Consider the following 23,158-nt stretch of genomic DNA (forward strand, 5'->3'; position numbering starts at 1 on the left):
GCGTCAATCGGCCGACGGCACGTTAGGCCAGGTCGGGTTGTCGTTCGATGTCGCCTGCCGCTCCTGCGCGCCGACCTGCCGAGCGTGGCTGGTCAGTGCGTGCTCGGTGTCGGTGTAGCGCGCGGCCATCTTACGCAGCATCTTGGCGGCTGCGGCGTACTCCAGGGCCCATTCTTGGTAGACAGAGGTGATGTGGTCGTGCGCGGCCTGTGTAGTAACGGCGAGGGCTCGGCCCGCGTCCCAGTCTCCAAGATCGGCTGCGGTGACGGGGTCGTTCTGCAGCTTGCTGACGGCATCGTTGCCGCCGAGGACCGCCAGCGCCTCTTCGAGGATCGAAGCGGCGTGTCCGATCTTCTCTGGCGCCCACTTGACGTCCGGGTCGCCACCACCGATCCATCCCTTGGGCCACTGCGACCCCGGCTCCGCGCCTTTGTTCTCCGGCGGCATTCGCCCGGTTCCCCCTTCTTGACTTGTGCACCCCCGTGCCTGCAAGGGTTGTCAAGGTACAGAATGACCGGCTGTGATGTCGACAGCACAGAAGCCGAAATGTCCTTACCTGTCCGGCCTGACGCTATGAATCCGCAGGTAATCGGCCGGTGACCGCATGCGGCCTACGCCCTGCCGCCCATTTCGGTCCGTTTGCTCGACGGATTCGGTCAGCGGACGTAGCCGTCGAGGGCGTCGTTGTCGATGTTCAGCGTGTAGCCGCCGTGGGTCTCCAGGTGGTCGCCCCGGTACTGCTTGATCCGGCGGTGTCCGGGCCACCACTTGCGCTCCATGGCCTTGTCGCCTCGTGGGTCGGCCTTCTCGTCCCAGTGGGCGAACCAGACGGCCGTGGGCTTCCTGATGCCCTTCGCCTCCGCGAGGTCGCGGATGCCCGAGGTGAGGCTGCTGTAGATGCCCGGCACGTACCCGAGGCGGCGGAGCTTCCGGGTCCAGGCGTCGATGAAGGCAAGGACCGCCTGGCGGCAGACCGGGTCGTGCCGGCTGTACGCCTCCAGATCGAAGTAGATCGGGGAGTGTCTGCTCAGGCCGAGAAGGCGGGCGCGACGGACGGCGTCCTTGGCCGAGTCCTTGCCGTCGTCGGTCGCGCTGTCCGGGGTGAAGTTGATGCGGTGCGGCCCGCAGGGCGCCTGCGGGCCGACGTAGGTCGGGATCAGCCGCCAGCCCATGCTCCGTACGGCGGCGACCCAGTCGTGGGTCAGTCGGCCGTCCGGGCAGGATCGGGAGACGCCGCCGATGTAGATGTTGGCGGCGACGAACTCCCCGCGCCAGGCGTGCATGGCGTCGAGGGACGGCGCGTTGCAGGTGTCGAAGCCGTCGCCCTTGATCCAGCGGCGCCGGTGGGCGACCCCGCTGCGGCGCTCGGCCGAGCCTCCGGTAATGCCTCCCCCCGCGCCTCCCGCTGCACTTCCTGCCGTGCCTTCGGCCGGCGGCGGATCCACGGTGATGCGGGCGAGGATCCGTTCCAGTTCCTCCTCGCGCGGGCCGTACGAGCCGGTGATCAGCGCACCGGCCTCGGGGACCGCGATGCGGATCTCGTGGGCGGCCGGGTCTTTCACCCTCAGGCCCGGTGGCCGCCCGGTGCGCTCGCCGCCGGAGCCCGCCAGCAGGCCCTTCACGAGGGCGCTGGTCTGTTCGGTGAGGGGTTCGACGTGGAGGGCCGTGGTGCGGCCGACGGCGTGGGCCGGGCAGCGCTGGTTCCCACCTGCCGGGCCGAGGTAGAGCGCGTGGCGGTCGAAGCGGAGGCAGTCGGTGGAGCCGGGGCCGAGGCGGTGGATCTCCCAGCCGGCCGGCACGGGGATGCGCAGCCCCTGGTAGTGGACGTCCGTGTCCACCGCCCGGGCGGACGACGCGGGCAGGCGCAGACCCTCGTAGCGGACGCGCGCTTCCGTCCGGGCGGGCGATACGGGGAGACCCTTGTGGCGGACGTCCGATTCCGTCCGGGCGGACGATGCGGGGAGGCTCAGGTCCCGCCGGGTGACGTCGGTGTCCGCCTGGGCGGACGGTACGCCTGCGATCAATGTTCCGAGGATTCCGGCGAGCAGCATGGCACGTCGCATGGCGTCCCCCAACGATCGTCGTCCGTACGACCGATGATCGGCAGGGGGAACACGGCGGCCGTACGGCGCGCGCGGGACCGGGGAGATCTTCGCCTTGAAACGGTCTCGGGTTTTACTCGGCGGGGTCGACGGTCTCGTACGCGCCGGCCTCGTCGATGGCGAGGGCGGACAGCGGGATGAGGGCGAGGCGCACCTCGTAGACCCCGAGTGCGCGGCGGTAGTAGCCGGCGCCGTCCCAGTCGGTGACCATCGCCCACAGGTCCGGGTCGTCCACGGCGCGCGCCAGGCGGCCGGAACGGTGCCCGGGGCTGTCGGCGAGGGAGCGGAGGACCTCGTGCGCGGTCTTGACGAACGTCTCGGCGTCGGTCTCGGGGACGCGATAGCGGGTGATGGCCAGCACCCGTCCATCATGCCGGTACGCGAGGCGATCTCCCCGCGCGGGACGCCGATGCGCGACGATGGGAGCGTGGGTTCCAAACTCCAGAAGCGCAGCGCCGTCTTCTTCGTCTATCTCCATCAGCTTCCCCGCTGGGTTCCGCTGGTGGTCCTGCCCGCGCTGCTGATCGCGGGGCTGGCCGTCCCGGGTGTGGTCGGCGGAATGCTGCTGGTCGTGCTGGCGTTGCTGGTGTGGTTCGCGTTCCTGGCGGCGCCGGTGCGGAGTCCCTCGCATCGCGTGGTCCGGCTGGTGGTTCCGCTGGTCGTCCTGGCGGTGGCGATCGGGAAGCTGGTGAGCTGACCGGCAACTCGGACATACCTGATTTTGACAATCATTTTCGTTTTCATCCATACTCGTTACGTGCGATACCGACGACTCCTGCCTGTCCTGCTGGGCGCCGCGCTGCTCGCGACCGCCTGCGGGGCGCGGGCGAACGGCCACGGCGGCCCGAAGATCGTCGCGGCCTTCTATCCCCTGGCATGGCTGGCGGGGCAGGTCGCCGGACCCGACGCCACCGTGCAGAACCTCACCAAACCCGGCGCCGAGCCCCACGATCTCGAGCTGACCCCGCGCCAGGTGATCGACGTGGGCGAGTCCAAGCTGGCCTTCTACATCAAGGGCGTGCAGTCGGCCGTCGACAAGGCCGTGCGAGAGCACGCCAAGAAGCACTCCCTGGACGCCGCGTCGCTGGTCGCAACGCTTCCGGCCCCGCAGGACGAGGAGGTCCACGGCGCCGAGGATCCGCACCTGTGGCTGGACCCGAGCCGGTTCGCCACCGTGGCCACCGCTCTCGGCGAGCGCCTCGCCGCGATCGACGCCGCCCACGCCGCGGCGTACCGGGCGCGGGCCGCGCAGGTCGTCACGAAGCTGACCGCGCTGGACGGGGAGTTCCGTACGGGCCTGCGCGACTGCGCTCGCAAGGAGATCGTCACGAGCCACTCGGCGTTCGGCTACCTGGCCCAGCGGTACGGGCTGACGCAGGTCGGCGTGACCGGTCTCGACCCCGAGGCCGAGCCGTCGCCCGCCCGGGTGGCGAGCCTCACCCAGCTGGTCCGGCGGACCGGGGCGACCACGGTGTTCACCGAGACGCTCGTGAGCCCGAAGACCGCCCAGACGCTCGCCGCCGAGGCGGGCGTACGGACGCAGGTGCTCGACCCCGCCGAAGGCGTGAAGCCGGGGTCGCACGATGACTACTTTTCGATCATGCGCCGTGACCTGGCGACGCTGCGACCCGCCCTAGGATGCCGATGACCGTTCCGTTCCGCATGACCGGCGGCGAAGTCCGGCTGGACCGCCGGCCGGTGCTGCGCGGCCTCGACCTGACCGTCGAGCCGGGCGAGGTGCTCGCCGTGATGGGGCCGAACGGCTCCGGGAAGTCCACGCTGATCCGCTCGTTGCTGGGATTGATCCCGCTGTCGGCCGGGCGGGTCGAGCTGTACGGCGTGCCGCCGGCCCGGTTCAAGGACTGGAAGCGCGTCGGGTACGTCCCGCAGCGGCTGTCGGTCGGGGGCGGTGTGCCCGCGACCGTACGGGAGGTCGTGTCGTCGGGCCGGATCGCGCGGCAGTCGCGGTTCCGCCCGTTCTCGGCCGCCGACCGGGCGGCGGTGGACCGGGCCCTGGAGGCCGTCGGCATGGCCGACCGCGCGCGCGACTCCGCTCAGGAGCTGTCCGGCGGGCAGCAGCAGCGCGTGCTCATCGCCCGGGCGCTCGCCGGTGAGCCGGACGTCTTCGTCATGGACGAGCCGACGGCGGGCGTCGACGCCGCCAGCCAGGAGACCCTCGCCCGTACGCTCCGCGGGCAGGTCGCCCAGGGCCGTACGGTCGTGCTCGTCGCGCATGAGCTCGGGCCTATGGAGCCGTTGATCACCCGTTCCGTGGTCCTGGAGAACGGCCGGATCGCGCACGTAGGCGTTCCGCCCACGCCGCAGGGCGAGTGCGCCCGGCCCGGCCACGACCACGTCCACCCGCACGCCCCGGCCGAGGAACCGCACCTGCTGTCATGATCGAACTCCTGTCGTACGACTTCCTGCGCCGCGCGCTGATCGCCGCGGTCCTCGTCGGCGTCGCCGCGCCGGCGGTCGGCACGTTCATCGTCCAGCGGCGGCTCGCCCTGCTCGGCGACGGCATCGGGCACATCGCGCTGACCGGGGTCGGCCTGGGCCTGCTCACCCGCAGCTCCCCCACGATCCTCGCACTCGTCGTGTCCGCGCTGGGCGCGGTGGCGATCGAGCTGCTGCGGGTGCGGACGCGTACGGGCGGCGATGTCGCGCTGGCCTTGCTGTTCTACGGGGGGCTGGCCGGCGGCGTGCTGTTCGCCAACCTGTCCGGCGGCAGCGCGAACCTCGGCAGCTACCTGTTCGGCTCGATCAGCAGTGTCAGCACCGGCGACCTGTACATCATCGCGGGCCTGGCCGTCGCCGTGATCGTCATCCTGCTGTTGTTCGGGCGGGAGCTGTTCGTGCTGTGCCAGGACGAGGAGGTGGCTCGCGCGAGCGGCCTGCCGGTCCGGTTCCTGTCCCTGCTGATCGCGGTGACCGCCGCGCTGACCGTGGTGGTCGCGATGCGCGCCGTCGGCCTGCTGCTGGTCAGCGCGCTGATGGTGGTGCCGGTCGCGGCGGCGCAGCAGCTCACGCGCGGGTTCAAGGCGACGATCGGGCTCGCCGTCGTGGTGGGCATCGTGGCGTCCGTCGGCGGGCTGTGGGTCTCGGTGGACGCCGACTTCGCCCCCGGCCCGACGATCGTGCTCCTGGCAATGGCCGTCTTCCTGGTCGCCGTCGGAACGGGAAGACTGGTCCGTATGCGCCGAACGGACGTATCGTGAGCGGCCGCCGGGAGGACGTGCGCCGGGCGCTCTCCGGCTGTGAGAGCTTCCGCAGCGCGCAGGACATCTACGCCGACCTGCGGGCGGCCGGCTCGCGGATCGGCCTGACCACCGTGTACCGGGCGCTGCAGGCGCTCAACGACGCCGGTGAGGTCGACGTGCTGCGCACCGACGAGGGCGAGGCGATCTACCGGGCGTGCCGGACGGACGAGCACCACCATCACCTGGTGTGCCGCGTCTGCGGCCGTACGGTCGAGGTCGAGGGGCCGGCGGTCGAGACCTGGGCTGCGGCGGTCGGCGCCGAGCACGGCTTCAAGGACGTCACGCACACGGTCGAGGTCTTCGGCACCTGCTCCGAGCACTGAGGGTCTGGCGTGTGCCGGTGCGCACAGCGGTCAGCGCGGCCATTGGTTCTCTGTCGCGGCGTTCGGTGTCGTCGTCTTCGTGGATACGAACGCCTTTGTCACCGGGCAGCGGTCAAGCGTGCGAGCTACGCTACTTGACCTAGGGATCAGTATGGCGGTCTTGTCTCTTAGGGGGACGGGATGAGCTCAGCGATCACGCGTGGTGTCGTGGCGGCGGGGACGGTCGCCAGGTCGATCAACGGCCAGAACAGATGACCCGGCGTTCCGGTCGGCGGCGGAACACCGGCCCGGTCGAGTCCGCGGCACCATCGGGATCCGGTGACCCGCGCCTCCCGGGCGGCGGTGGGAATGCGACGACGAACGATGCCCAGATATACGTGGACGGAAATGTCACCGGGATCGTGTCGCTGGGCGCCGGTTCGACCAACGTCCAGAACATTCTCGCGATGCTGCCGGCAGAAGCGCTCCGGCCGGTCGAGCAGGTGGCGGCACCACGGAGTCTGGTGAACGTGCCGTTTCACTCGCAGGTGTTCGTGGGCCGCGAGGAGGAACTGGCCGCGTTGGAGGAGGCGCTGGCCGAACCAGGGGGCGTCGTGCTCGCGGCGGTTCACGGGCTGGGCGGAGTCGGTAAGTCCACGCTGGCCGCTCACTATGCCGCGGCGTGCGCACGACGGTTCAATCCGGTGTGGTGGATCACCGCCGACTCGACCTCGGCGGTGGAGACGGGGCTGGCCTCATTGGCGATCGGGCTGCAACCGGAGCTGACACGGCTGCTGCCGTCGGAGGCGCTGGCGCAGCGCGCGATCGCTTGGCTGGCCGCTCATGATGAATGGCTGCTGGTGCTGGACAACGTGACCGACCCGGCGGACATCGCACCGCTGCTGGGCCGCGCGCTCACCGGGCGAGTGCTGGTCACAAGTCGGCTGGCCGAAGGCTGGCATCGGCTGGCCGCGCCTCTTGTGCGCCTTGACGTGCTGAGTGAAAGCCAGGCGGTGGACCTGCTCACTCAGATCGCCGGCTACGGCCGGTCCGGCGCGGACCTGGACAGCACGGGCCTGGACGGCGCGGTGGAGTTGGTCCGGGACCTTGGATGCCTGCCGCTGGCCGTCGAGCAGGCGGCCGCATACCTGCACCAGACCCGCCTGAGTCCGCGGGAGTACCTGGCGTTGCTGGCCGAGCAGCCGGCGGTGGTGTTCGATCAGGCCGCTCGTGGCGCCGACGCCGAGCGGACCATCGCCCGGATCTGGCGGACCACCTTCGATCGGCTCGCCGATGTCCCGTTGGCCGGAGGGCTGCTGCGGATCCTCGCCTGGTACGGCGCGGAGGCGATCCCCCAGAGCCTGCTGGACCGTGTCGCCGAGCCGTCCCGGCTGCGGGAGGCTCTCGGGAGCCTGGCCGCGTACAACATGATCGGCCTCGGTGCGGACGCGGTGACGGTGCACCGGCTCGTCCAGGCCGTCGCCCGCACGCCCGACCCGGCCGACCCGCACCGCCAAGAATCCGACATCGCCACCGCCCGCGATGGGGCCATCGTGCTGCTGGAGCTCTCCGCGCCCACGGATGCATTCGATCCTGCCGGCTGGCCGACCTGGCGGACTCTCCTCCCCCATGTCGCCGCGCTGCTGGACCGCCTGCCACCCGACACCGGCGAGATCGTCACAGCAGATCTGTTCAACAGAACCGGTCTGTTCCTCAACATGCAAGGCGCTCCGTCTCACGCCATCGCGTACATCCGCCGCGCCCACGAGATCTACCTGCGCCATTTCGGTGACGATCACCCTGCCACGCTGACCGTGCGCCACAACCTCGGCAGCACCTACGCGGAGATCGGTGCCCTGGACCAGGCCGTCCCGCTGCTCCAGCAGGTGGTCGCGGGCCGCGAGCAGATGTTGCGCACCGATCACCCCGACATATTGGCCTCGCGCAACAATCTGGCCGGTGCCTACCGGCGGGCGGGGAATCTGCGGCAGGCCATCGCACTTTACGAGCAGACGCTCGCCGATTACGAACGGGTGCGGGGCGTCGACCACCGGGACACGCTCATCGCGCGCGGAAATCTCGCCAGTATCCACCTGGACGCCGATGACATCGAGCAGGCTCTCCCGCTGCTCGAGCGGGCCCACGCGGACAGCCAGAGGCTGCTGGGGCCCGAACACCCCGCCACACTGACCGCCCGGAACAACCTGGCCATCGGATATCAGAAGTGCGGCAACGAGCGGGCGATCGAGTTGTGCGGGCAGGTCCTCGCCGACGCCGAACGGGTGTTGGGCGCCGACCACCCGAACACGCTCACCGCCCGCGGCAACCTCGCCCATGCCTGTCAGGCGACCGATGCGGAGCGGGCGATCGGGCTGTACGAACGAGTCGTCTCCGACAGTGAGCGGGTGCTCGGCACCGATCACCCGGACACGCTCACCGCCCGCCGCAACCTCGCCCACGCCTGTCGGGCCGCCGGTGACCTACCGCGGGCGTTCGAGCTGTACCAGCAAGCGCTCGCCGACGCCGTTCGGATCCTGGGTCCCACGGACCAGCGGACCGCGGCCCTGGCCGCTTACATGATGGAAGCCGCTCTTGAGTCCAGCCGACGGGGCGCTGACGGGACGTAGGCTCGGCGGCCCCCGGATAGCGCACTGACCGCCCGCGGTGGACGCGCACCTGCGCCTCAGTACCCGCCGGCGACGACTCCGCGGACGCAACGGCGCAGCCAGGCGTGCGCGGCGTCGGCCTCGTACCGGCGGTGCCAGGCCATGGCGAGCATTGTGGAGGGCGTCTCGACGGGCAGGTCGAAGGCGACCAGCCCGAACCGCTCAAGGACGGGCGCGTGCATGCGGCGGCCCGCCCGTCCGACGAGGTCGGTCTCGGCCAGCATGACCAGCGCCGAGGAGAACGTCGGCGCCGAGGCCACCACGCGGCGGCGCAGGCCGCGTTCGGCGAGCCGTTCGTCGATCGGCCCCTCGAGCCTGCCCCGCCGCGACACCGTCAGGTGGTCGGCCGCGGCGAACCGCTCGGCGGTCGGTTCGCCGTCGAGGAGCGGATGCCCGGCACGGACCACTCCGACCGGCTGATCCTCGATGAGCGGTTCGACCCGTACCTCCGGCGGCGCGCCGTCGACGACGCCGATCTCCAGGTCGACCCGGCCATCGCGCAGCCCGGAGGTGTCCTCCGGTCCCTCCGGGAGGAATCGCAGGGCCGCGCCCGGTGCGTCCCGGCGGATCCGGTCGAGCAGCGCGGGCCCGACCACCGTGATGATCGAGTCGTCGGCCTGCAGGGTGAACGTCCGCTCCAGGGCCGCCAGGTCGAGATCGCGCGGCGAGAACACCGCAGCCGCGCGTTCGACCAGTTCGTGGACCTCCGCCCGGATGGCGAGCGCCCTCGGGGTGGGGACCATCGCCTGCCCGGATCGCACCAGCACCGGATCGCCGAGCGCCTTGCGGATGCGCGCGAGCGTACGGCTCATCGCCGGGCTCGACAGGTGCAGGCGCAGGGCCGCGCCGCCGACGCTGCCCTCCTCCAGCAGGGCGTCGAGGGCGACGAGGAGGTTGAGGTCGAGCTTGGAATGCGCTGCGTGCACTAATCACCTGCAAAAAGTGCATTTGATGGCAAGTACCCGCGCAGCTTAGCGTGTTCCTCGTTCGAGGCCTCGAACCTCCCGTCCTCATCGACCCGAGGTTCGTCACATGACCCTTCAGACCGCCCTGCCCACGCCCGCGGACCAGGGCCACCCCCGCCGTACGCTGATCCTCGCCCTGATGGCCGCCTGCGCGACCATGACCGTCGCGCTCGTGGCGGCCATCAACCTGGCCGTTCCGAAACTCGCCGCGAGCTCCCTGCACCCGTCCGCCGCGCAGTTGCTCTGGATCGTCGACGCGTATGTGATCGTCTTCGCCTGCCTGCTCATCCCGGCGGGCGCGGTCGGCGACCGGTACGGCCGCAAGGGAGCCCTGCTCGCCGGACTCGCCGTCTTCGCGGCGGGGTGCGTCGCCTCCGCGCTGGCTCCGGACGTCGGCGCGCTGATCGCCGGCCGCGCCGTCACGGGACTCGGCGCGGCGCTCGTCATGCCGGCGACGCTGTCGCTCACCGTCCAGGCCTTTCCGCCGCGGCTGAGGGCACAGGCGATCGCCTCCTGGACCGCGGCCACCGGCATCGCCGGGATCGTCGGCAACATCGGCGGCGGTCTCGTCCTGGAGTACCTGCCCTGGCAGGGGCTGTTCTGGGCGGTCGCGCCGGTCATGCTGATCCTGCTGGCGCTGTCCGCGCGGATCGCGCCCCGGTCCGAACGGCACCCCGCCGACCTCGACCTCGTCGGCTGCGGCGTGCTGGTCCTCGCGTTCGTCGCCCTGCTCTACGGAATCATCGAAGGCCCGGAACTCGGCTGGTCGTCCTCGCCGGTGCTGGGCGCGTTCGCCGCGTCGGCACTGGTGCTCGGCCTCTTCGTCGCGTACGCGCTGCGCGCCGCGCACCCGCTGATCGATCCGCGGATCTTCCGGGTCGCCCGGCTGCGCTCCGGCGTCTCCGGCGTCACGGTCACGTTCTTCGGCCTGTTCGCGCTGTTCTTCGTCAACGCGCAGTACCTGCAGTACGTGAAGGGCTTCTCGCCGCTGCTGACCGGCGTGGCCATCGGCCCGCTCGCGCTCGGCATGATGGTCGTCTCGCGGCGCAGCGTCGCGCTGGCGGCCCGGTTCGGCGGCCGGCGCGTCGTCCTCGCCGGGATGCTGGCCGTCGCCTGCGGCCTCGGCCTGCTGTCGACCGTCGATCCCGAGACGCCGTACGCCGGGTACGCCGCCTACCTGGTACTGATGTCGGTCGGCATGGGGCTGGCCGTCCCCGCCCTGTCCACCGCCGTCATCGGCGGATTGCCGCCGGCGCGAGCGGGCCTCGGCTCCGGCCTGAACGGCGCGGCACGCGAGGTGGGCAGCGCGCTCGGCGTGGCCGTGCTCGGCACGATCCTCAGCACCCGGTTCGCCGCAGGGCTGCCGGCCGGCGTACACGCCCGCACGATCGGCCAGGCGCTCGCGCGGTCCGGCCCGGACGCGCACGCCCGCGTCGTGTCGGCGTTCACCGACGCCATGGCGGCCGGGTACCGCGTGATCGCTCTCATCGTGCTGGCCGCCGCCTTCGTGGTCGCGTTCTGGTACCGGCCGGCGGAGAAATGATCTAAAGTCGCGATATATCTCGTATGGAGGTGAGACCATGCCGCTCAGCCATGCCCGAGGCGTCGGGCGCGCCCTGGCCGACCGCCTGTTCGTCCGCGGCACCGTGGAGGACGTCGACCAGATCACCCGGCGGATGCGCCGGATCACCGTCTCCGCCTCCGGCCTGACCTGGACGCCCGGCCAGCAGATCCGCGTAGCCGCCGACGGGCTCCTGACCCGCCGCACGTACTCGATTTGGGACTACGACGGCGCATCCCTCGAACTGCGCGTCCTCGAGCACGGCGAGGGCCCCGGCACCCGCTGGGCCCGTACGGTCCGGCCCGGCGACGACGTCGTCTTCGGCGGACCGGAGGGCACCTTCGTGACGCGGCCGTCGCCGTACCACCTGTTCGTGGGAGAGGAGACCGCGTCGGTCGCCTTCGGGCCGATGGTCCGGGCGCTCGGCGACGCTCCCGTGTACGGCGTCATCGAGGTCGACACACACCAGGACCGGATCGAGGTCGGCGCGCTCGAGAACCGGCTGCCGCTGGACCGCCTGACCTGGCGCTACCGCGAGGGCGCGCCCGCCGCCTCCTCGGCGACCCTCGTGGCGGCCGTCCGCGAGCTCGACCTGCCCGGCGAGCCGGGCACCGCCTACGTCGCCGGCGAGGCACGCACCGTCCAGGCCGTCCGCGACCACCTCGTCCGCGACCGCGGCTGGCCCCGGCGAGCGGTGCTCACCAAACCCTTCTGGACCCCGGGCAAGAAAGGCCTGGAATGACCACGGACGCGCCCGGACCGGTGGACCTGATCCTGCTCGATGGCTGGAAGGACCTCCGCCCGCCCGTGCCGCGCCTGTTCGAACCCTCGCCCCGACCGGCCACGCTCGTCGTCTCCGACGACCGCGACCTGCTCCCGGTCGCGTTCCTCGGCCACGAGTCCGCTCTGCGGAACTCCACCGGCTCGACCGGGCAGACCTCCGCGCCGCGGTAGGGCAGGCGCGAAGTCCGCGTCCCAAGCCAACGGCCTGACGCGCGTTTTCATCTGGCGTGTTGTGTCATGGAAGGTGGTCGGCCTGGACGACCGCTACCGAGATCAGCCTGCCCGCGGCCCTCACCTTCGCCGGCAGCTTGGCGCGCGGCCGGCCACTCGGTCAGCGGCTCCGCTCGGTGTGGAGCGCCGGAGACGGAGCGGCGCACCGGGCGGTGCTGCGGCGGGACACCTGGCGGCGCGGGGAGTCGTCGAGCCACGACCCTGGACCCGATCGCACACAAACTCTCGCCCACGCGGCCGTTTCCGCAGGTGGCGATGGTACGGCCGGAGGGTTTGTGTGCGAGCGGGACCGCTCATCGGCCGGGCGGGCGTGTGGCCTCCGCCGCGAGGTGGAGGACGCGTTGCGTCGAGCGTAGGACGTACGCCGGATGCTGGAAGACGTCCTCCCAGGAGAAGCGCAGTAGCCGCCAGCCCGCGAGCGTGCACGCGTTGCCGAGGGTGCGATCACGAAGGTACGCCTTGCGGCCACGGTGATAGGCGAAGCCGTCCGCTTCGACGATCACACGCAGGTCCGGCCAGGCGAAGTCGACCGTCGCCAGGTGACGGCCGCTCGCCGCGCGCATCTCGTACTGGGTTCGCGGCGGCTTGAGCCCGTGCTCGATCAGCAGCATTCGGAGGGCGGACTCCAGGACCGACCCTGAACCCGGATCGCAGCAGTCGACCACGCGGCGCAGCCGCCCTGCCCCGCGGCCCCTCACCTCGTGTGCCGCATGCCGCAGGTCCGCGAACGAGACCAGCTCCTGCCGTACGGCCGAGTCGGCGATGACCACCACCTCGGCCGGCTCGAGCGTTCGGGCGCAGTCGAGGACCGTACGGAGCGGCGCGGTGACGGGAAGGCCGTCGACCCGCATGACCTCGGATGGGCCCAAGTCGGAGCGGTGGACGAAGCACCCGGGATGGGCGACGCGGGCACGGTTTCGCCCTACGGTGACGTGGCTGTCCGGGCGATGCGCCATCTCGATGCCGTGCAGGGCGGCGGCCGCGTCATGGGAGATCACACCGCCGGTCGCCAGCACCGCCAGCCTGGTGACCCCAACGCCGCCTGCCGTCCCGAGGCAGTACACCTTTTGATGTGCACGCAAGATGCGCCCGTCGGCAAGAGCCCGCGTCAACGCGGACTTCGAGACTCCGGCGGCCAGCATCGTACGGCGATGGGCCACGCCGCCGTGCGCGGTGAGGAAGTCGACGGGATCCACGAGCGACCAGGATGGTGTCCGCACCGCTTGATCGTGCGGCTTCCCGAAGTTCCGCCCCGACCCGAGCCCGTTCGCACACAAACTCCCATCCAACCGGCCGTTTCCGCAGGTGCCCATCTCCGTACAAGACCGTTTGTGTGCGAACGGCACCGCGCCGGTGACCGCTAGCCCAAGCCGGAAGCGGGCACCTCTTCGCGCCGAGCCCACGACGTACGCCGGTCGAGGCTCACCGGGCGTCGGCCGAGGAGCGTCGGAGGACGGCTGAGGAGCGCCGATGACGCGCGAACCCCCTCTGCGCCGAGCGCCGGGGGACGACTGGGGCGCGCGGAACGGCACGGTGCGTCGACGCGGGAACTCGCCGAGCGCCGACGTCGGCTGAGGCTCGCCGGGGGGGGGCGGCCGAGGAGCGCCGGAAGACGGCCGAGACACGCCGATCAGACGTGAACCCCTCCGCGCCAAGCGCCGGGGACGACTGAGGCGCGCGGAACCGTGCGGTGCGCCAGCGGGGGCTCGCCGAGCCGTCTCCTGGACCCGTTCGCACACAAACTCCCGCCCAGCCAGCCGTTTCCGCAGGTAGTGATCCTCGTGCCGGGCCGTTTGTGTGCAAACGGGACCGCTCGCCGCCACGGCGCGGTCTCAGCCGCGAGCGTCCCACGTGTGTGGAGGGGTGCGATGCGGACGGTCGGGGGCGGGCGGGTCGGTCAGCGCACGGAGATGGGCTCCTCGTCGTCGAGGCCCGCCTCGGGCAGGGACACCTCGTTCGGCAGGGCACCGCCGAAGCGGCGGTCGCGGTGGGCGTACTCCTCGCACGCCTTCCAGAAGTGCCGGCGGTCGAAGTCCGGCCAGAGGATGTCCTGATACACGAACTCGGCGTACGCCGACTGCCACACCAGGAAGTTGGAACTGCGCCGCTCACCCGACGGGCGCAGGAACAGGTCCACCTCCGGGATCTCCGGCCGGTAGAGGTAGCGCGCGAAGACCTTCTCGTTGATCTTCTCCGGGCGGAGCCTCCCGGCCTGGACGTCGCGGGCGATGGCCGCGGCGGCGTCCGCGATCTCGGCCCGGCCGCCGTAGTTGACGCAGAACTGCAGCGTGAGCACCTTGTTGTGCTCGGTCATGCGCTCGGCGTCCTCGAGCTCCTTGATGACGCTGCGCCACAGCTTCGGGCGGCGCCCGGCCCAGAGGACGCGGACGCCCATGGCGTTCAGCTGGTCACGGCGGCGGCGGATGACGTCGCGGTTGAACCCCATGAGGAACCGCACCTCGTCCGGCGACCGCCGCCAGTTCTCCGTCGAGAAGGCGTACGCCGACAGGTACGGCACACCGAGCTCGATCGCCCCCATGATCACGTCGAAGAGGGAGTACTCCCCCATCTTGTGACCCTCGGTGCGCGGCAGGCCCCGTTCCTTCGCCCACCGCCCGTTGCCGTCCATGACGACGGCGACGTGCCGGGGGGTCAGATCCTTGGGGATGGCGGGCGGCCGTGCGCCGCTCTTGTGCGGCTCCGGCGGCTGTACGCCCCTCATGGTCTGGTGCTCTCCTCACTCGATGGTCATGTTCAGCGTCGGCCGTGGAAGGGCGCGGCCTCGTCCCTCGGCTCGCTCGGCGTCTCGCGCCCGGGCCCGGGCCCGACGGCCGCACTCGACTTCTCACTCACTCCGCGGCCGGCCTCGTCCATCGGCCGACCACTCCGTTCGTTCGGCGTCTCGCGCTCCACGTGCTTGAGGGAGCGGATCCCGTGCTCCAGGTGCCACTGGAGATAGGCCGCGACGAGGCCGCTGCACTCGAGCCGATGCCGCGACTCGCTGCGGTCCGCGCGCTCCCAGTCGCCGCGCAGCAGAGCGATCATCAGACCGACCGTCGCCTCGGCGGGGCTGGCGGACCCGGGGGGACGGCAGGACCCGCACACCATACCGCCGGCCGCGATCGCGAACGCCCGGCCGGTGCGCTCGCCGCAGCGCGCGCACTCCTCCAGCGACGGGGCGTAACCCGCGATGGCCAGCGAGCGGAGGAAATAGGCGTCGAGGACGAGGCGGGGATCGTGCCCGCCCTCCACGAGGGTACGCAGCCCGCCGATGACCAGCAGGAACTGCCGGAGCGCCGGTTCCTTCTCGATGGGCGTGAGCTTCTCCGCGGTCTCCAGCATCGCCGTGCCCGCGGTGTAGCGCGGGTAGTCGGTGACGAGGCGCTCGCCGTACGGGCGGAGCGTCTCGGCCTGCGTGATCAGGTCGAGGGAGCGCCGCTCGTACAGCTGCAGGTCGACGTGTGTGAACGGCTCCAGCCGGGCGCCGAACCGGGACTTGGTCTTGCGGATGCCCTTGGCCGCGGCCCGGACCCGCCCGCTGCGGCGGGTGAGGATCGTCACGATGCGGTCTGCCTCGCCCAGCTTCTGGGTACGGAGGACGACGCCTTCGTCACGATAGAGACTCACCCGTCCATTGTCCCGCAGATGCCGGGTGGAACCGGCAGGAACCCGCTACGGTCCAAGGTCGTTAACTTGACGGTCCGGCCGCGAGGCCGGGCATGACCGACGTATCAGGAGACAACGTTGACCTGCTTCTTCGACGCTTCACACGGTCCGGCCACCCAGGAGATCACGTGGACGCCGCAGTGGGGGTCGCCGCGCCCAGTACGCTGCTGTGCGGCGTGCGCGCAGCGCTGGATGGAGTACCTCCAGGCGCAGAGCGGATACCCGCAACCGGGTTACCCGCAGCAGGGGTACCCCCAGCCGCACGGCTACCAGCAGGGATACCCGCAGCAGGCCTATGGCTACCCGGACCGTGACTACGACGACCACCACGGGCGCCGCCAGTACGGCCTCGGCAGTGTTGCGGCCGCGGGCGCGGCGGGTTTCGTCGGCGGCATGGTCGTCAACGAACTGTTGGACGACGATGACGATCACGAGCATGTCGAGGTCATCGAGCACGTCGTGCATGAGGACAACGACTACGACGGTGACTACGGGGGCGATTGGTGACGAAGCGCCCACCGTTTCACAGCGGAGGCGTCCTTTGACGGAGGGTGACCGGATGCGGCCTGTGTAGTTCGTGGCCGGGAGGGTGTGCACGTGGGAGCGTGGCCCCATGAGATGCGCAATCATCCCGCCACACGTCCTGGACCACATCGCCGAGCACCACGACGAGGAGCGGCTGCGCGAGCTCGCTCAGCGCACCCTGGTCATCGACCGAGGGCAGCGCCAGACGCGCGCGGCCGCTCAGCTGATCTCCGAGGCGGAGCCGACCACCGGGCCGGCGACGCCGAAGCGGACGATCCACGACGCCAAGCACCAGCAGACGCTGCCCGGCAAGACCGTACGGTCCGAGGGCGGCCCCGCGACGGGCGACAAGTCCGCCGACGAGATCTACGACTGGCTCGGGGTCACCTTCGACTTCTACCGCAGCGCGTACGGGCGCGACTCGATCGACGGCGCCGGGCTGCCGCTGGTCGCGACCGTGCACTACGCCGTCAACTATGACAACGCATTCTGGGACGGCTCCCAGATGGTCTACGGCGACGGCGACCAGCAGGTCTTCACGACGTTCACGGGGCCGCTCGACGTCACGGGCCACGAGCTGACCCACGGGGTCACCCAGTACTCCGGCGGGCTCGACTACTCGGGGCAGAGCGGCGCCCTCAACGAGTCGCTGTCGGACGTCTTCGGTTCGCTGGTGAAGCAGTACCACCTCGGCCAGACCGCGGACCAGGCCGACTGGCTGATCGGCCAGGGCATGTTCGCCGCCACGGTGCACGGCGTCGCGCTCCGCTCGATGAAGGCGCCGGGCACCGCGTACGACGACCCGAACCTCGGCAAGGACCCGCAACCCGCCGACATGGCGCACTTCGTCAAGACGTCGCGGGACAACGGCGGCGTCCACATCAACTCCGGGATCCCCAACCGCGCGTTCTACCTCGCCGCGACCGCGATCGGCGGTCACGCGTGGGAGAAGGCCGGGCGGGTCTGGTACGAGACCCTCACCAGCCGCCGAGTGCCCACGGATGCGGATTTCAAGACGTTCGCCGGCATGACCCACGAGACGGCGGGCAAGCTCTTCGGCGTGAACAGCGCGGAGAGCGACGCCGTACGCGCGGCGTGGACGACCGTCGGCGTGGAGATCGCGTGAAGGTTGCGGTCACCCGCAGCGGCGGGTTCGCCGGGATGGTCCGCCGAGCAGAGATCGACTCGGCGGACCATCCTGCGGCGGCCCGGCTCGTCGACGAGATCGACTTCGGTGGTGTGCCCGAGCCGGCACCGGCCGCCGATCGATTCGTGTACGACGTCGAGGTCGGCGATCGGACGGTGCCGGTCGCGGAGGCGGACCTGCACGGCCCGCTCCGCGATCTCGTCGACTACGTCCTGGCCCACGGCCGCTGATCGCCCCTCCTGAGGGCGCGGGCGGCCGGGCCGTCCGCCCGCCGGATCGCGGCGGCCCGACGGCAGGTCTTCAATGGGGTCAGCGGGCCGCGCGGTTGACGGCCGACAGCACGGCCTTCAGCGAGGCGGTCACCGTGTTGGCGTCGATACCGACGCCCCAGAACACCTGGTCACCGACCTGGCACTCCACGTACGCCGCGGCCTTCGCGTCGCTGCCCGCCGACAGGGCGTGCTCGGTGTAGTCGAGCACCCGGGCCTCGATGCCGACCGTGCCGAGCGCGTTGACGAACGCGGAGATCGGGCCGTTGCCGATGCCCTCGATCTCGCGGATCTCGCCGTTGACCCGCAGGTCGACGTTGAGGACGTCCTTCTCGTCGACGCGGGAACTCGCGCGGTGCGCCAGCAGGCCGACGCGCGGCCCGTTGGTCAGGAACTCCCGCTCGAAGATCTCCCACATCTGCTCCGGCGTGACCTCGCCGCCCTCGCCGTCGGTGTGCTCCTGGACGACGCGGGAGAACTCGATCTGCAGCTTGCGCGGCAGGTCGAGGGAGTGCTCGGTCTTCATGATGTAGGCCACGCCGCCCTTGCCGGACTGGCTGTTGACCCGGATCACCGCTTCGTACGACCGGCCGACGTCCTTCGGGTCGATCGGCAGGTACGGCAGCGCCCAGCGGAACTCCTCCACCGGCACGCCGGCCGCCGCCGCGTCGCGCTCCAGGGCGTCGAAGCCCTTCTTGATGGCGTCCTGGTGGGAGCCGGAGAAGGAGGTGTAGACGAGATCGCCGGCGTACGGGTGCCGCTCGTGCACCGGGATCTGGTTGCAGTACTCCACGGTGCGGCGGATCTCGTCGATGTCGGAGAAGTCGATCTGCGGGTCGATGCCCTGGGAGAAGAGGTTCATGCCCAGCGTCACCAAACAGACGTTGCCGGTGCGCTCGCCGTTGCCGAACAGGCAGCCCTCGACGCGGTCGGCACCCGCCATGATCGCCAGCTCGGCGGAGGCGACGCCCGTACCGCGGTCGTTGTGCGGGTGCACCGACAGCGCGATGTGCTCGCGGCGCGACAGGTTGCGGCTCATCCACTCGATCTGGTCGGCGTAGACGTTCGGCGTGGACCGCTCGATCGTGGACGGCAGGTTGAGGATGATCTCACGGTCCGGGCCCGGCTCCCAGGTGTCCATGACCGCCTCGCACACCTCGAGCGCGAACTCCAGCTCGGTGTCGATGAAGATCTCCGGGCTGTACTCGTAGCCGAAGTCGCAGTCGCCGAGGTACTTCTCGGCGTACTTCATGACGTGCTGGGTGCCCTGTACCGCGAGGGCCTTGCACTCGTCGCGGTCGATGCCGAAGACGACGCGCCGGAACAGCGGGGCCGTCGCGTTGTACAGGTGGACCGTGGCCCGGGGCGCCCCGGCCAGCGACTGGACGGTCCGCTCGATCAGCTCCTCGCGGGCCTGCGTGAGGACGGAGATCTGCACGTCGGCGGGGACCCGGTCCTCTTCGATGAGCTGGCGGACGAAGTCGAAGTCGGTCTGGCTCGCCGCCGGGAAGCCGACCTCGATCTCCTTGTAGCCCATGCGGACCAGCAGCTCGAACATGGCCAGCTTGCGCGCCGGGCTCATCGGGTCGATCAGCGCCTGGTTGCCGTCACGCAGGTCGGTGGACAGCCAGCGCGGCGCCTCGGTGATCGTCTTGCTCGGCCAGGTACGGTCCGGCAGATCGACCGGCTTGAAAGGCGCGTACCGGCCGAAGGGCATGGGACTGGACTGTTGATGGATTCGAGGATTCATGAAAAAGGTGCTCCCGGAACAGGTGCCTGCGGCCGACGGTCACGCCGAAGCCCCGCGGCGAGGGAGCCGGCCTGTTACAGGCCCCCGCCGCGGCCGCTAAGGAGGAGCAGCTCACGCAGCACGTCGTACAAGCTAACAGATCGCATCCGGAGCGTCCCAACCGGTCCCACTGAATGAGACGAAAACCCGCTGATCAGGGGATGAGGACGGACAGGCAGGTCACGCAGCCTTCCATCTTCTCGAACTCGCTGATGTCCACGACCGACACGTCGTAGCCCTCGTCGCGGAGCTGCTCAGCGGTACGCGGGGCGGACGCGGCGATGAGGACCTGCTTCTCCCCCAGGACGACCACGTGCGCTCCGGAGGGTTCCGGCGCCACGCGCAGGCCCGGCAGCACCGAGGTGTCGACCCAGTCGGGGTTGCCGATGAGCGTGCCGTCCGGCAGGGCCGTCATCGCCGTCTTCAGGTGCAGGCAGCCGGCGAGCCCGACGCGGACGACGTGGCGGCCCCGCGTGCCGAGGAGCCGGGGCAACTGGCAGATGGCGTCCTCGTTCGTCCGGCCGGAACGCCCGACGTACACGGTCGTGCCGACCTGCAGCACGTCACCGCCGTCGAGGGTGCCCTCCCCGTCGATCCGGGCGACCTCGAGCCCCAGCCCGGCGACCGCCTGCTCCATGGACTCCACCTCCGGGCGGCGCTCCGACGCTCCGGGCCGGGCGAGCACGGCCAGGCCGCCGCAGACCACGACGGTGTCCTCGACGAACACCGCGTCCGGCAGGTCGTCGGCCGCCGGCAGCTCGCGGACCCGCCAGCCCGCCGACTCCAGGGCGTCGACGTACGCCTCATGCTGACGCGCGGCCAGGCCGGCGTCGACCGGGGTCCGGTCGATGTGGGTCACGAGCCCGTCGGCCAGGCGCGGGCTCGGGCGCCGCACGAGGGCGGTGCGCACGGTCGGCTCCTCGGATTCCACCACGGACGGCTCCTGCCAGGTCACGGCGCTCCCCTCGTACGGGCTCGCCTGCGGTCGTTGCGCTTTCGGGACGGCGCTCACTCGCGCGCGGCCCCCTCGGTGGTGGCGATGACGCCGAACGCGTGCGCGGGCGTCAGGCCGAGCCGGCTCGCGACCAAGCGCAGCGCCTGGCGCTCCGCGTCGCTGAGCGCCCCGTCGGCCAGGGCGATGCGGACCGCCTGGGCCAGGAACCACTCCCGGGCCTCGGTCGTGAGCTGCGCACCGGCCGTGGCGATCGACTCCTCCGCGTCGCCGGGCGGGTTCTCGAGGTCGGCCTGGAGCGCGTCGTCGTCGAAGTCGGTCGCGCCGTACCCGCGGACCGCCTCGACCACGCGGCCCCGCGCCCCGGAGTCGGCCGAGTCGCCGACGCCGAGGACGATCACGGCGGCGGCGCGCATCGCCACGGGGAGGGCGGCCTCCATCTGCTGGACCGTCGGCAGGCGCAGGGCACCGAGGTTGAAGCGGTTTCGGCAGGTCGTGCACTCGACGATCTCCCCGACCCGGGTCAGGGGGATCACCGGCAGGAAGAAGAGCGTGAACCATCGGCGGGCCACCCGGTGCCGATAGTGCCGGTCACCTCCGCAGTGGGGACAGTGAAAGTCACCTTCGCCCACGGTTCGGAAGAACACGGCGAAGCCGAAGATCAACAGCACGGGCGACCCTCCTCCTGTTTCAACCTGATATCGGAGAATATCCACACCGGCCGAGCGCTCCGCCGAGCAACAGTGGCTCCCGCCCCGTCGCGGCCGGTGATGAGGACGACGGAATCTCCGATGTTCTCGGCCTCCCACGCCGCCGGACGTTAGGCTGCCGCGCCATGACCACCCCGCCTGATGACGCCCCCCGGCCCGACGCCTCGCCGTCCGCACCTCCCCGCTCCGACGCCCGTAGGGTACGCGCGGCGGCCCCGGACGCCGCACCGGGTCCGGACGGCGCGGCCTCGCCGAGACCGCCTCAGGCGTGGTTCACGCCGCCGCCGCCCGAGGCCGCCCCCGAGCCGCCGCCCCCGGCGGCCGCTCCGGCACCGGCCAATAGCCTGGGCGAGTACATCGGCATCCTGCTGATCGGCGCGGCGGCCCTCCTCCTCCTGTCGATCTTCCTGCCGTGGACGACGTGGAGCACCCCGGGCTTCGGCCGGGGCACCCTCGGGGGCATCGTGACCTCCCAGAGCCACCTCTCGTACGGGATGTCCGGAGCACAAGGAGAGATCGTCCTCCTCGCCGGCATGGCCGCGCTGGGCCTCGCCCTCGCGGGCCGGGCCGTCCACGAACACTTCCTGCCGTACGCGGCGATCCCGGGCGCCCTCGGCCTCATGGCGGTCTTCCACCGAGGCGTGACCCTCGGCGACGGCGGACTGACCGAGTCGATCGCCTGGGGATTCTGGATCGCCGCGCTGGCGTCGGTGGCCGTCCTCGCGCTCGGCCTGGCCGCTCTCGCGCGCCGGCACCCGCAGTCGTGACATCGGGCCCTTGAAGCCGGCCCGCGCCGACCGCTCGGCCGTAGAAACCCAGGACAGCCGGTGCCGCCCACCGGGTCGTAGAGGCTCAGGCGGACCCGCGCTGCGGGCTCAGTCGTAGAAGCCCAGGCGGCGCAGCTGTTTCGGGTCCCGCTGCCAGTCCTTCGCCACCTTGATCCGCAGGTCGAGGTAGACCTTGGTGCCGAGCAGCGCCTCGATCTGCTTGCGGGCACGGGTGCCGACGTCCTTCAGCCGGGCGCCCTTGGGCCCGATGACGATGCCCTTCTGACTGGGCCGCTCGACGAAGAGCCACGCGTAGACGTCGATCAGGTCGTCACGGCCCTCCCGGGGCTTGATCTCCTCGACCACCACGGCGATCGAGTGCGGAAGCTCCTCCCGTACGCCCTCCAGCGCGGCCTCGCGGATCAGCTCCGCCACGAGGATCTGCTCGGGCTCGTCGGTCAGCTCGCCTTCGGGGTACAGCGGCATGCCCTCGGGCAGGCGGGCGACCAGGAGGTCGCTGACCACGTCGAGCTGGTAGCCCGATTCGGCGGAACACGGCACCACGTCGGCCCACTCGCCGAGCCGGGAGACCTTCAGCAGCTGCTCGGCGACCTGCTGGCGGTCGGCGAGGTCGGTCTTGGTCACGATCGCGACGACCGGGGTCTTCTTCACCTGGGCGAGCTCCGCCGCGATGAAACGGTCACCCGGCCCGACGGGTTCGTTCGCGGGAACGCAGAACCCGATGACGTCGACCTCGGTCAGCGTGGAGCGGACCAGGCTGTCCAGCCGCTCCCCCAGCAGCGTACGGGGCTTGTGCAGCCCCGGCGTGTCGACGATGACCAACTGCGCGTCCGGCCGGTGCACGATGCCGCGGATGGCGCGCCGCGTGGTCTGGGGCTTGCTGCTGGTGATCGCCACCTTCGTCCCGACCAGGGCGTTCATCAGCGTGGACTTGCCCACGTTGGGACGCCCGATGAAGCAGGCGAACCCGGAGCGGAAACGAGTGCCGGTCGAAGTCTGGGGCGAGGTCACACCGTCGATTGTCCCGTATTCATCGCCCCGCTCCGACAGCACGTTCGGCGGTCAGTCCGTGAGGACGGCCCGTACGGCGCCGTCCGGGCCGGCGACGAGCACCGGCGCCTTCGCGCCGAGGTCGCGGACCGCCGCCACGTCGGGAACGGCGTCGTCGGTGACGACCGCGGCGGCCTCCAGGCTCTCCGCCCCGCTGGACACCGCCATCGCCACCGCCACCTGCAGCGCCGTCAGCTTCAGCGAGGGCAGATCCACCGTCGCGGCCGCGTACGTACGGCCGGTCTCGTCGCGGACCGCGGCGCCCTCCGCGGAACCCGCACGGGCCCGCGTGGACCGGGCCAGCGTGATGATCTTCGCGTCTTCCGGATCGAGCTCGCTCACGCGCCCCAGCGTACTCAGTTCCCCCAGAGCGGCGGGCGGGTCAGGCCTCG

The 23,158-nt window shown here is 71.1% G+C and carries 24 protein-coding genes and 1 pseudogene; 13 read left to right on the forward strand and 12 right to left on the reverse strand.

Annotation, left to right across the window (positions count from 1 at the left end; all coding sequences use genetic code 11):
• Positions 1-3 precede the first annotated feature (3 nt).
• The 3 genes from ABEA24_RS15610 to ABEA24_RS15620 form a co-directional block, all read right to left on the reverse strand.
• Positions 4-447 (reverse strand): hypothetical protein, encoded by a 444-nt coding sequence (locus tag ABEA24_RS15610; protein ID WP_345431542.1) that lies wholly within the window; start codon positions 445-447, stop codon positions 4-6.
• A gap of 209 nt (positions 448-656) precedes the next feature.
• Entirely contained in the window at positions 657-2,063 is a 1,407-nt protein-coding gene (locus ABEA24_RS15615) for a DUF1906 domain-containing protein (RefSeq protein WP_345431543.1), read from the reverse strand.
• 112 nt (positions 2,064-2,175) lie between these two features.
• Positions 2,176-2,463 (reverse strand): antibiotic biosynthesis monooxygenase family protein, encoded by a 288-nt coding sequence (locus ABEA24_RS15620; protein ID WP_345431544.1) that lies wholly within the window; start codon positions 2,461-2,463, stop codon positions 2,176-2,178.
• Positions 2,464-2,511: 48 nt separating this feature from the next.
• Here ABEA24_RS15620 and ABEA24_RS15625 point away from each other — a divergent pair, with 48 nt between their 5' ends.
• The 6 genes from ABEA24_RS15625 to ABEA24_RS15650 all read left to right on the forward strand — a co-directional run bounded on the left by ABEA24_RS15625 (position 2,512) and on the right by ABEA24_RS15650 (position 8,291).
• Positions 2,512-2,799: a DUF6703 family protein gene (locus ABEA24_RS15625; RefSeq protein WP_425551202.1), complete on the forward strand. Its 288-nt coding sequence runs from the start codon at positions 2,512-2,514 to the stop codon at positions 2,797-2,799.
• A 60-nt stretch (positions 2,800-2,859) separates the two neighbouring features.
• Positions 2,860-3,750: a metal ABC transporter substrate-binding protein gene (locus ABEA24_RS15630; protein ID WP_345431546.1), complete on the forward strand. Its 891-nt coding sequence runs from the start codon at positions 2,860-2,862 to the stop codon at positions 3,748-3,750.
• Positions 3,747-4,502, forward strand: a complete 756-nt coding sequence (locus ABEA24_RS15635) for a metal ABC transporter ATP-binding protein (RefSeq protein WP_345431547.1) — start codon at positions 3,747-3,749, stop codon at positions 4,500-4,502. Before ABEA24_RS15630 ends, ABEA24_RS15635 begins: the two co-directional genes overlap by 4 nt.
• Complete coding sequence (locus ABEA24_RS15640; protein ID WP_345431548.1) at positions 4,499-5,320, forward strand: metal ABC transporter permease; 822 nt, start codon at positions 4,499-4,501, stop codon at positions 5,318-5,320. The genes ABEA24_RS15635 and ABEA24_RS15640 overlap by 4 nt, the downstream gene beginning before the upstream one ends.
• Complete coding sequence (locus tag ABEA24_RS15645) at positions 5,317-5,685, forward strand: Fur family transcriptional regulator (protein WP_345431549.1); 369 nt, start codon at positions 5,317-5,319, stop codon at positions 5,683-5,685. Before ABEA24_RS15640 ends, ABEA24_RS15645 begins: the two co-directional genes overlap by 4 nt.
• A gap of 377 nt (positions 5,686-6,062) precedes the next feature.
• The gene (locus tag ABEA24_RS15650; RefSeq protein ID WP_345431550.1) at positions 6,063-8,291 is read left to right on the forward strand and encodes a tetratricopeptide repeat protein; all 2,229 of its coding nucleotides are present in this window, start codon (positions 6,063-6,065) and stop codon (positions 8,289-8,291) included.
• A gap of 56 nt (positions 8,292-8,347) precedes the next feature.
• Here the strand turns inward: ABEA24_RS15650 and ABEA24_RS15655 are convergent, their stop codons facing one another.
• Positions 8,348-9,256 carry a LysR family transcriptional regulator gene (locus tag ABEA24_RS15655; RefSeq protein ID WP_345431551.1) on the reverse strand — a complete coding sequence of 303 codons (909 nt, stop codon included), beginning with the start codon at positions 9,254-9,256 and terminating at the stop codon, positions 8,348-8,350.
• A gap of 106 nt (positions 9,257-9,362) precedes the next feature.
• On the opposite strand from ABEA24_RS15655, the gene ABEA24_RS15660 reads away from it, so the two are divergent.
• Genes ABEA24_RS15660 through ABEA24_RS15670 form a run of 3 tightly spaced genes read left to right on the forward strand, consistent with a single transcriptional unit; the run spans position 9,363 to position 11,810 of the window.
• On the forward strand, positions 9,363-10,838 hold the full coding sequence (locus ABEA24_RS15660) for an MFS transporter (RefSeq protein ID WP_345431552.1): 1,476 nt from the start codon (positions 9,363-9,365) through the stop codon (positions 10,836-10,838).
• Between the two features lie 37 nt (positions 10,839-10,875).
• A complete protein-coding gene (locus tag ABEA24_RS15665) occupies positions 10,876-11,598 on the forward strand; it encodes a siderophore-interacting protein (protein ID WP_345431553.1) in 723 nt (240 codons plus the stop codon).
• A complete protein-coding gene (locus tag ABEA24_RS15670; protein ID WP_345431554.1) occupies positions 11,595-11,810 on the forward strand; it encodes an O-methyltransferase in 216 nt (71 codons plus the stop codon). Before ABEA24_RS15665 ends, ABEA24_RS15670 begins: the two co-directional genes overlap by 4 nt.
• 353 nt (positions 11,811-12,163) lie before the next feature.
• Here ABEA24_RS15670 and ABEA24_RS15675 read toward each other — a convergent pair whose 3' ends face one another.
• From ABEA24_RS15675 to recO, 3 genes and pseudogenes are all read right to left on the reverse strand, one after another.
• A complete protein-coding gene (locus ABEA24_RS15675) occupies positions 12,164-13,090 on the reverse strand; it encodes a DUF559 domain-containing protein (RefSeq protein ID WP_345431555.1) in 927 nt (308 codons plus the stop codon).
• Positions 13,091-13,767: 677 nt separating this feature from the next.
• Positions 13,768-14,592, reverse strand: a complete 825-nt coding sequence (locus ABEA24_RS15680) for an isoprenyl transferase (RefSeq protein WP_345431556.1) — start codon at positions 14,590-14,592, stop codon at positions 13,768-13,770.
• Positions 14,593-14,774: 182 nt separating this feature from the next.
• Positions 14,775-15,497 (reverse strand): annotated as a pseudogene (recO, locus tag ABEA24_RS15685) (DNA repair protein RecO); the annotation flags it as partial.
• 117 nt (positions 15,498-15,614) lie between these two features.
• Here recO and ABEA24_RS15690 point away from each other — a divergent pair.
• The 3 genes from ABEA24_RS15690 (at position 15,615) to ABEA24_RS15700 (ending at position 17,438) form a co-directional block, all read left to right on the forward strand.
• Positions 15,615-16,043: a hypothetical protein gene (locus tag ABEA24_RS15690; RefSeq protein WP_345431557.1), complete on the forward strand. Its 429-nt coding sequence runs from the start codon at positions 15,615-15,617 to the stop codon at positions 16,041-16,043.
• Between the two features lie 106 nt (positions 16,044-16,149).
• Positions 16,150-17,187 carry a M4 family metallopeptidase gene (locus ABEA24_RS15695; RefSeq protein ID WP_345431558.1) on the forward strand — a complete coding sequence of 346 codons (1,038 nt, stop codon included), beginning with the start codon at positions 16,150-16,152 and terminating at the stop codon, positions 17,185-17,187.
• Positions 17,184-17,438: a protealysin inhibitor emfourin gene (locus ABEA24_RS15700; RefSeq protein ID WP_345431559.1), complete on the forward strand. Its 255-nt coding sequence runs from the start codon at positions 17,184-17,186 to the stop codon at positions 17,436-17,438. The genes ABEA24_RS15695 and ABEA24_RS15700 overlap by 4 nt, the downstream gene beginning before the upstream one ends.
• A gap of 79 nt (positions 17,439-17,517) precedes the next feature.
• On the opposite strand, the gene leuA is transcribed toward ABEA24_RS15700, so the two are convergent.
• The 3 genes from leuA to ABEA24_RS15715 all read right to left on the reverse strand — a co-directional run bounded on the left by leuA (position 17,518) and on the right by ABEA24_RS15715 (position 20,889).
• Positions 17,518-19,194 carry a 2-isopropylmalate synthase gene (gene leuA / locus ABEA24_RS15705; RefSeq protein ID WP_425551194.1) on the reverse strand — a complete coding sequence of 559 codons (1,677 nt, stop codon included), beginning with the start codon at positions 19,192-19,194 and terminating at the stop codon, positions 17,518-17,520.
• A 226-nt stretch (positions 19,195-19,420) separates the two neighbouring features.
• Positions 19,421-20,200 carry a dimethylargininase gene (gene ddaH, locus ABEA24_RS15710; protein WP_345431561.1) on the reverse strand — a complete coding sequence of 260 codons (780 nt, stop codon included), beginning with the start codon at positions 20,198-20,200 and terminating at the stop codon, positions 19,421-19,423.
• A gap of 74 nt (positions 20,201-20,274) precedes the next feature.
• Positions 20,275-20,889, reverse strand: coding sequence for a tellurite resistance TerB family protein (locus ABEA24_RS15715; RefSeq protein WP_345431562.1), 615 nt, complete (start codon positions 20,887-20,889; stop codon positions 20,275-20,277).
• A gap of 164 nt (positions 20,890-21,053) precedes the next feature.
• Here ABEA24_RS15715 and ABEA24_RS15720 point away from each other — a divergent pair, with 164 nt between their 5' ends.
• Entirely contained in the window at positions 21,054-21,695 is a 642-nt protein-coding gene (locus ABEA24_RS15720) for a hypothetical protein (protein ID WP_345431563.1), read from the forward strand.
• Positions 21,696-21,803: 108 nt separating this feature from the next.
• Here the strand turns inward: ABEA24_RS15720 and era are convergent, their stop codons facing one another.
• Both era and ABEA24_RS15730 read right to left on the reverse strand, forming a co-directional pair.
• The gene (gene era / locus ABEA24_RS15725) at positions 21,804-22,727 is read right to left on the reverse strand and encodes a GTPase Era (protein ID WP_345431564.1); all 924 of its coding nucleotides are present in this window, start codon (positions 22,725-22,727) and stop codon (positions 21,804-21,806) included.
• 51 nt (positions 22,728-22,778) lie between these two features.
• A complete protein-coding gene (locus tag ABEA24_RS15730; RefSeq protein WP_345431565.1) occupies positions 22,779-23,108 on the reverse strand; it encodes a cytidine deaminase in 330 nt (109 codons plus the stop codon).
• Positions 23,109-23,158: the final 50 nt, after the last annotated feature.

The sequence above is a fragment of the Actinoallomurus vinaceus genome (assembly GCF_039542055.1).
Classification (GTDB): Bacteria; Actinomycetota; Actinomycetes; order Streptosporangiales; family Streptosporangiaceae; genus Actinoallomurus; species Actinoallomurus vinaceus.

What these genes read in the sequence shown, in the direction of transcription:
- ABEA24_RS15615 (WP_345431543.1), bottom strand. Translation starts at nt 2,063, where the DNA reads ATGCGACGTGCCATGCTGCTCGCCGGAATCCTCGGAACATTGATCGCA.
- ABEA24_RS15625 (WP_425551202.1), top strand. Translation starts at nt 2,512, where the DNA reads ATGCGCGACGATGGGAGCGTGGGTTCCAAACTCCAGAAGCGCAGCGCC.
- leuA (WP_425551194.1), bottom strand. Translation starts at nt 19,194, where the DNA reads ATGCCCTTCGGCCGGTACGCGCCTTTCAAGCCGGTCGATCTGCCGGAC.
- ABEA24_RS15670 (WP_345431554.1), top strand. Translation starts at nt 11,595, where the DNA reads ATGACCACGGACGCGCCCGGACCGGTGGACCTGATCCTGCTCGATGGC.
- ABEA24_RS15660 (WP_345431552.1), top strand. Translation starts at nt 9,363, where the DNA reads ATGACCCTTCAGACCGCCCTGCCCACGCCCGCGGACCAGGGCCACCCC.
- ABEA24_RS15680 (WP_345431556.1), bottom strand. Translation starts at nt 14,592, where the DNA reads ATGAGGGGCGTACAGCCGCCGGAGCCGCACAAGAGCGGCGCACGGCCG.
- ABEA24_RS15695 (WP_345431558.1), top strand. Translation starts at nt 16,150, where the DNA reads ATGAGATGCGCAATCATCCCGCCACACGTCCTGGACCACATCGCCGAG.
- ABEA24_RS15610 (WP_345431542.1), bottom strand. Translation starts at nt 447, where the DNA reads ATGCCGCCGGAGAACAAAGGCGCGGAGCCGGGGTCGCAGTGGCCCAAG.
- ABEA24_RS15635 (WP_345431547.1), top strand. Translation starts at nt 3,747, where the DNA reads ATGACCGTTCCGTTCCGCATGACCGGCGGCGAAGTCCGGCTGGACCGC.
- ABEA24_RS15720 (WP_345431563.1), top strand. Translation starts at nt 21,054, where the DNA reads ATGACCACCCCGCCTGATGACGCCCCCCGGCCCGACGCCTCGCCGTCC.
- ABEA24_RS15640 (WP_345431548.1), top strand. Translation starts at nt 4,499, where the DNA reads ATGATCGAACTCCTGTCGTACGACTTCCTGCGCCGCGCGCTGATCGCC.
- ABEA24_RS15665 (WP_345431553.1), top strand. Translation starts at nt 10,876, where the DNA reads ATGCCGCTCAGCCATGCCCGAGGCGTCGGGCGCGCCCTGGCCGACCGC.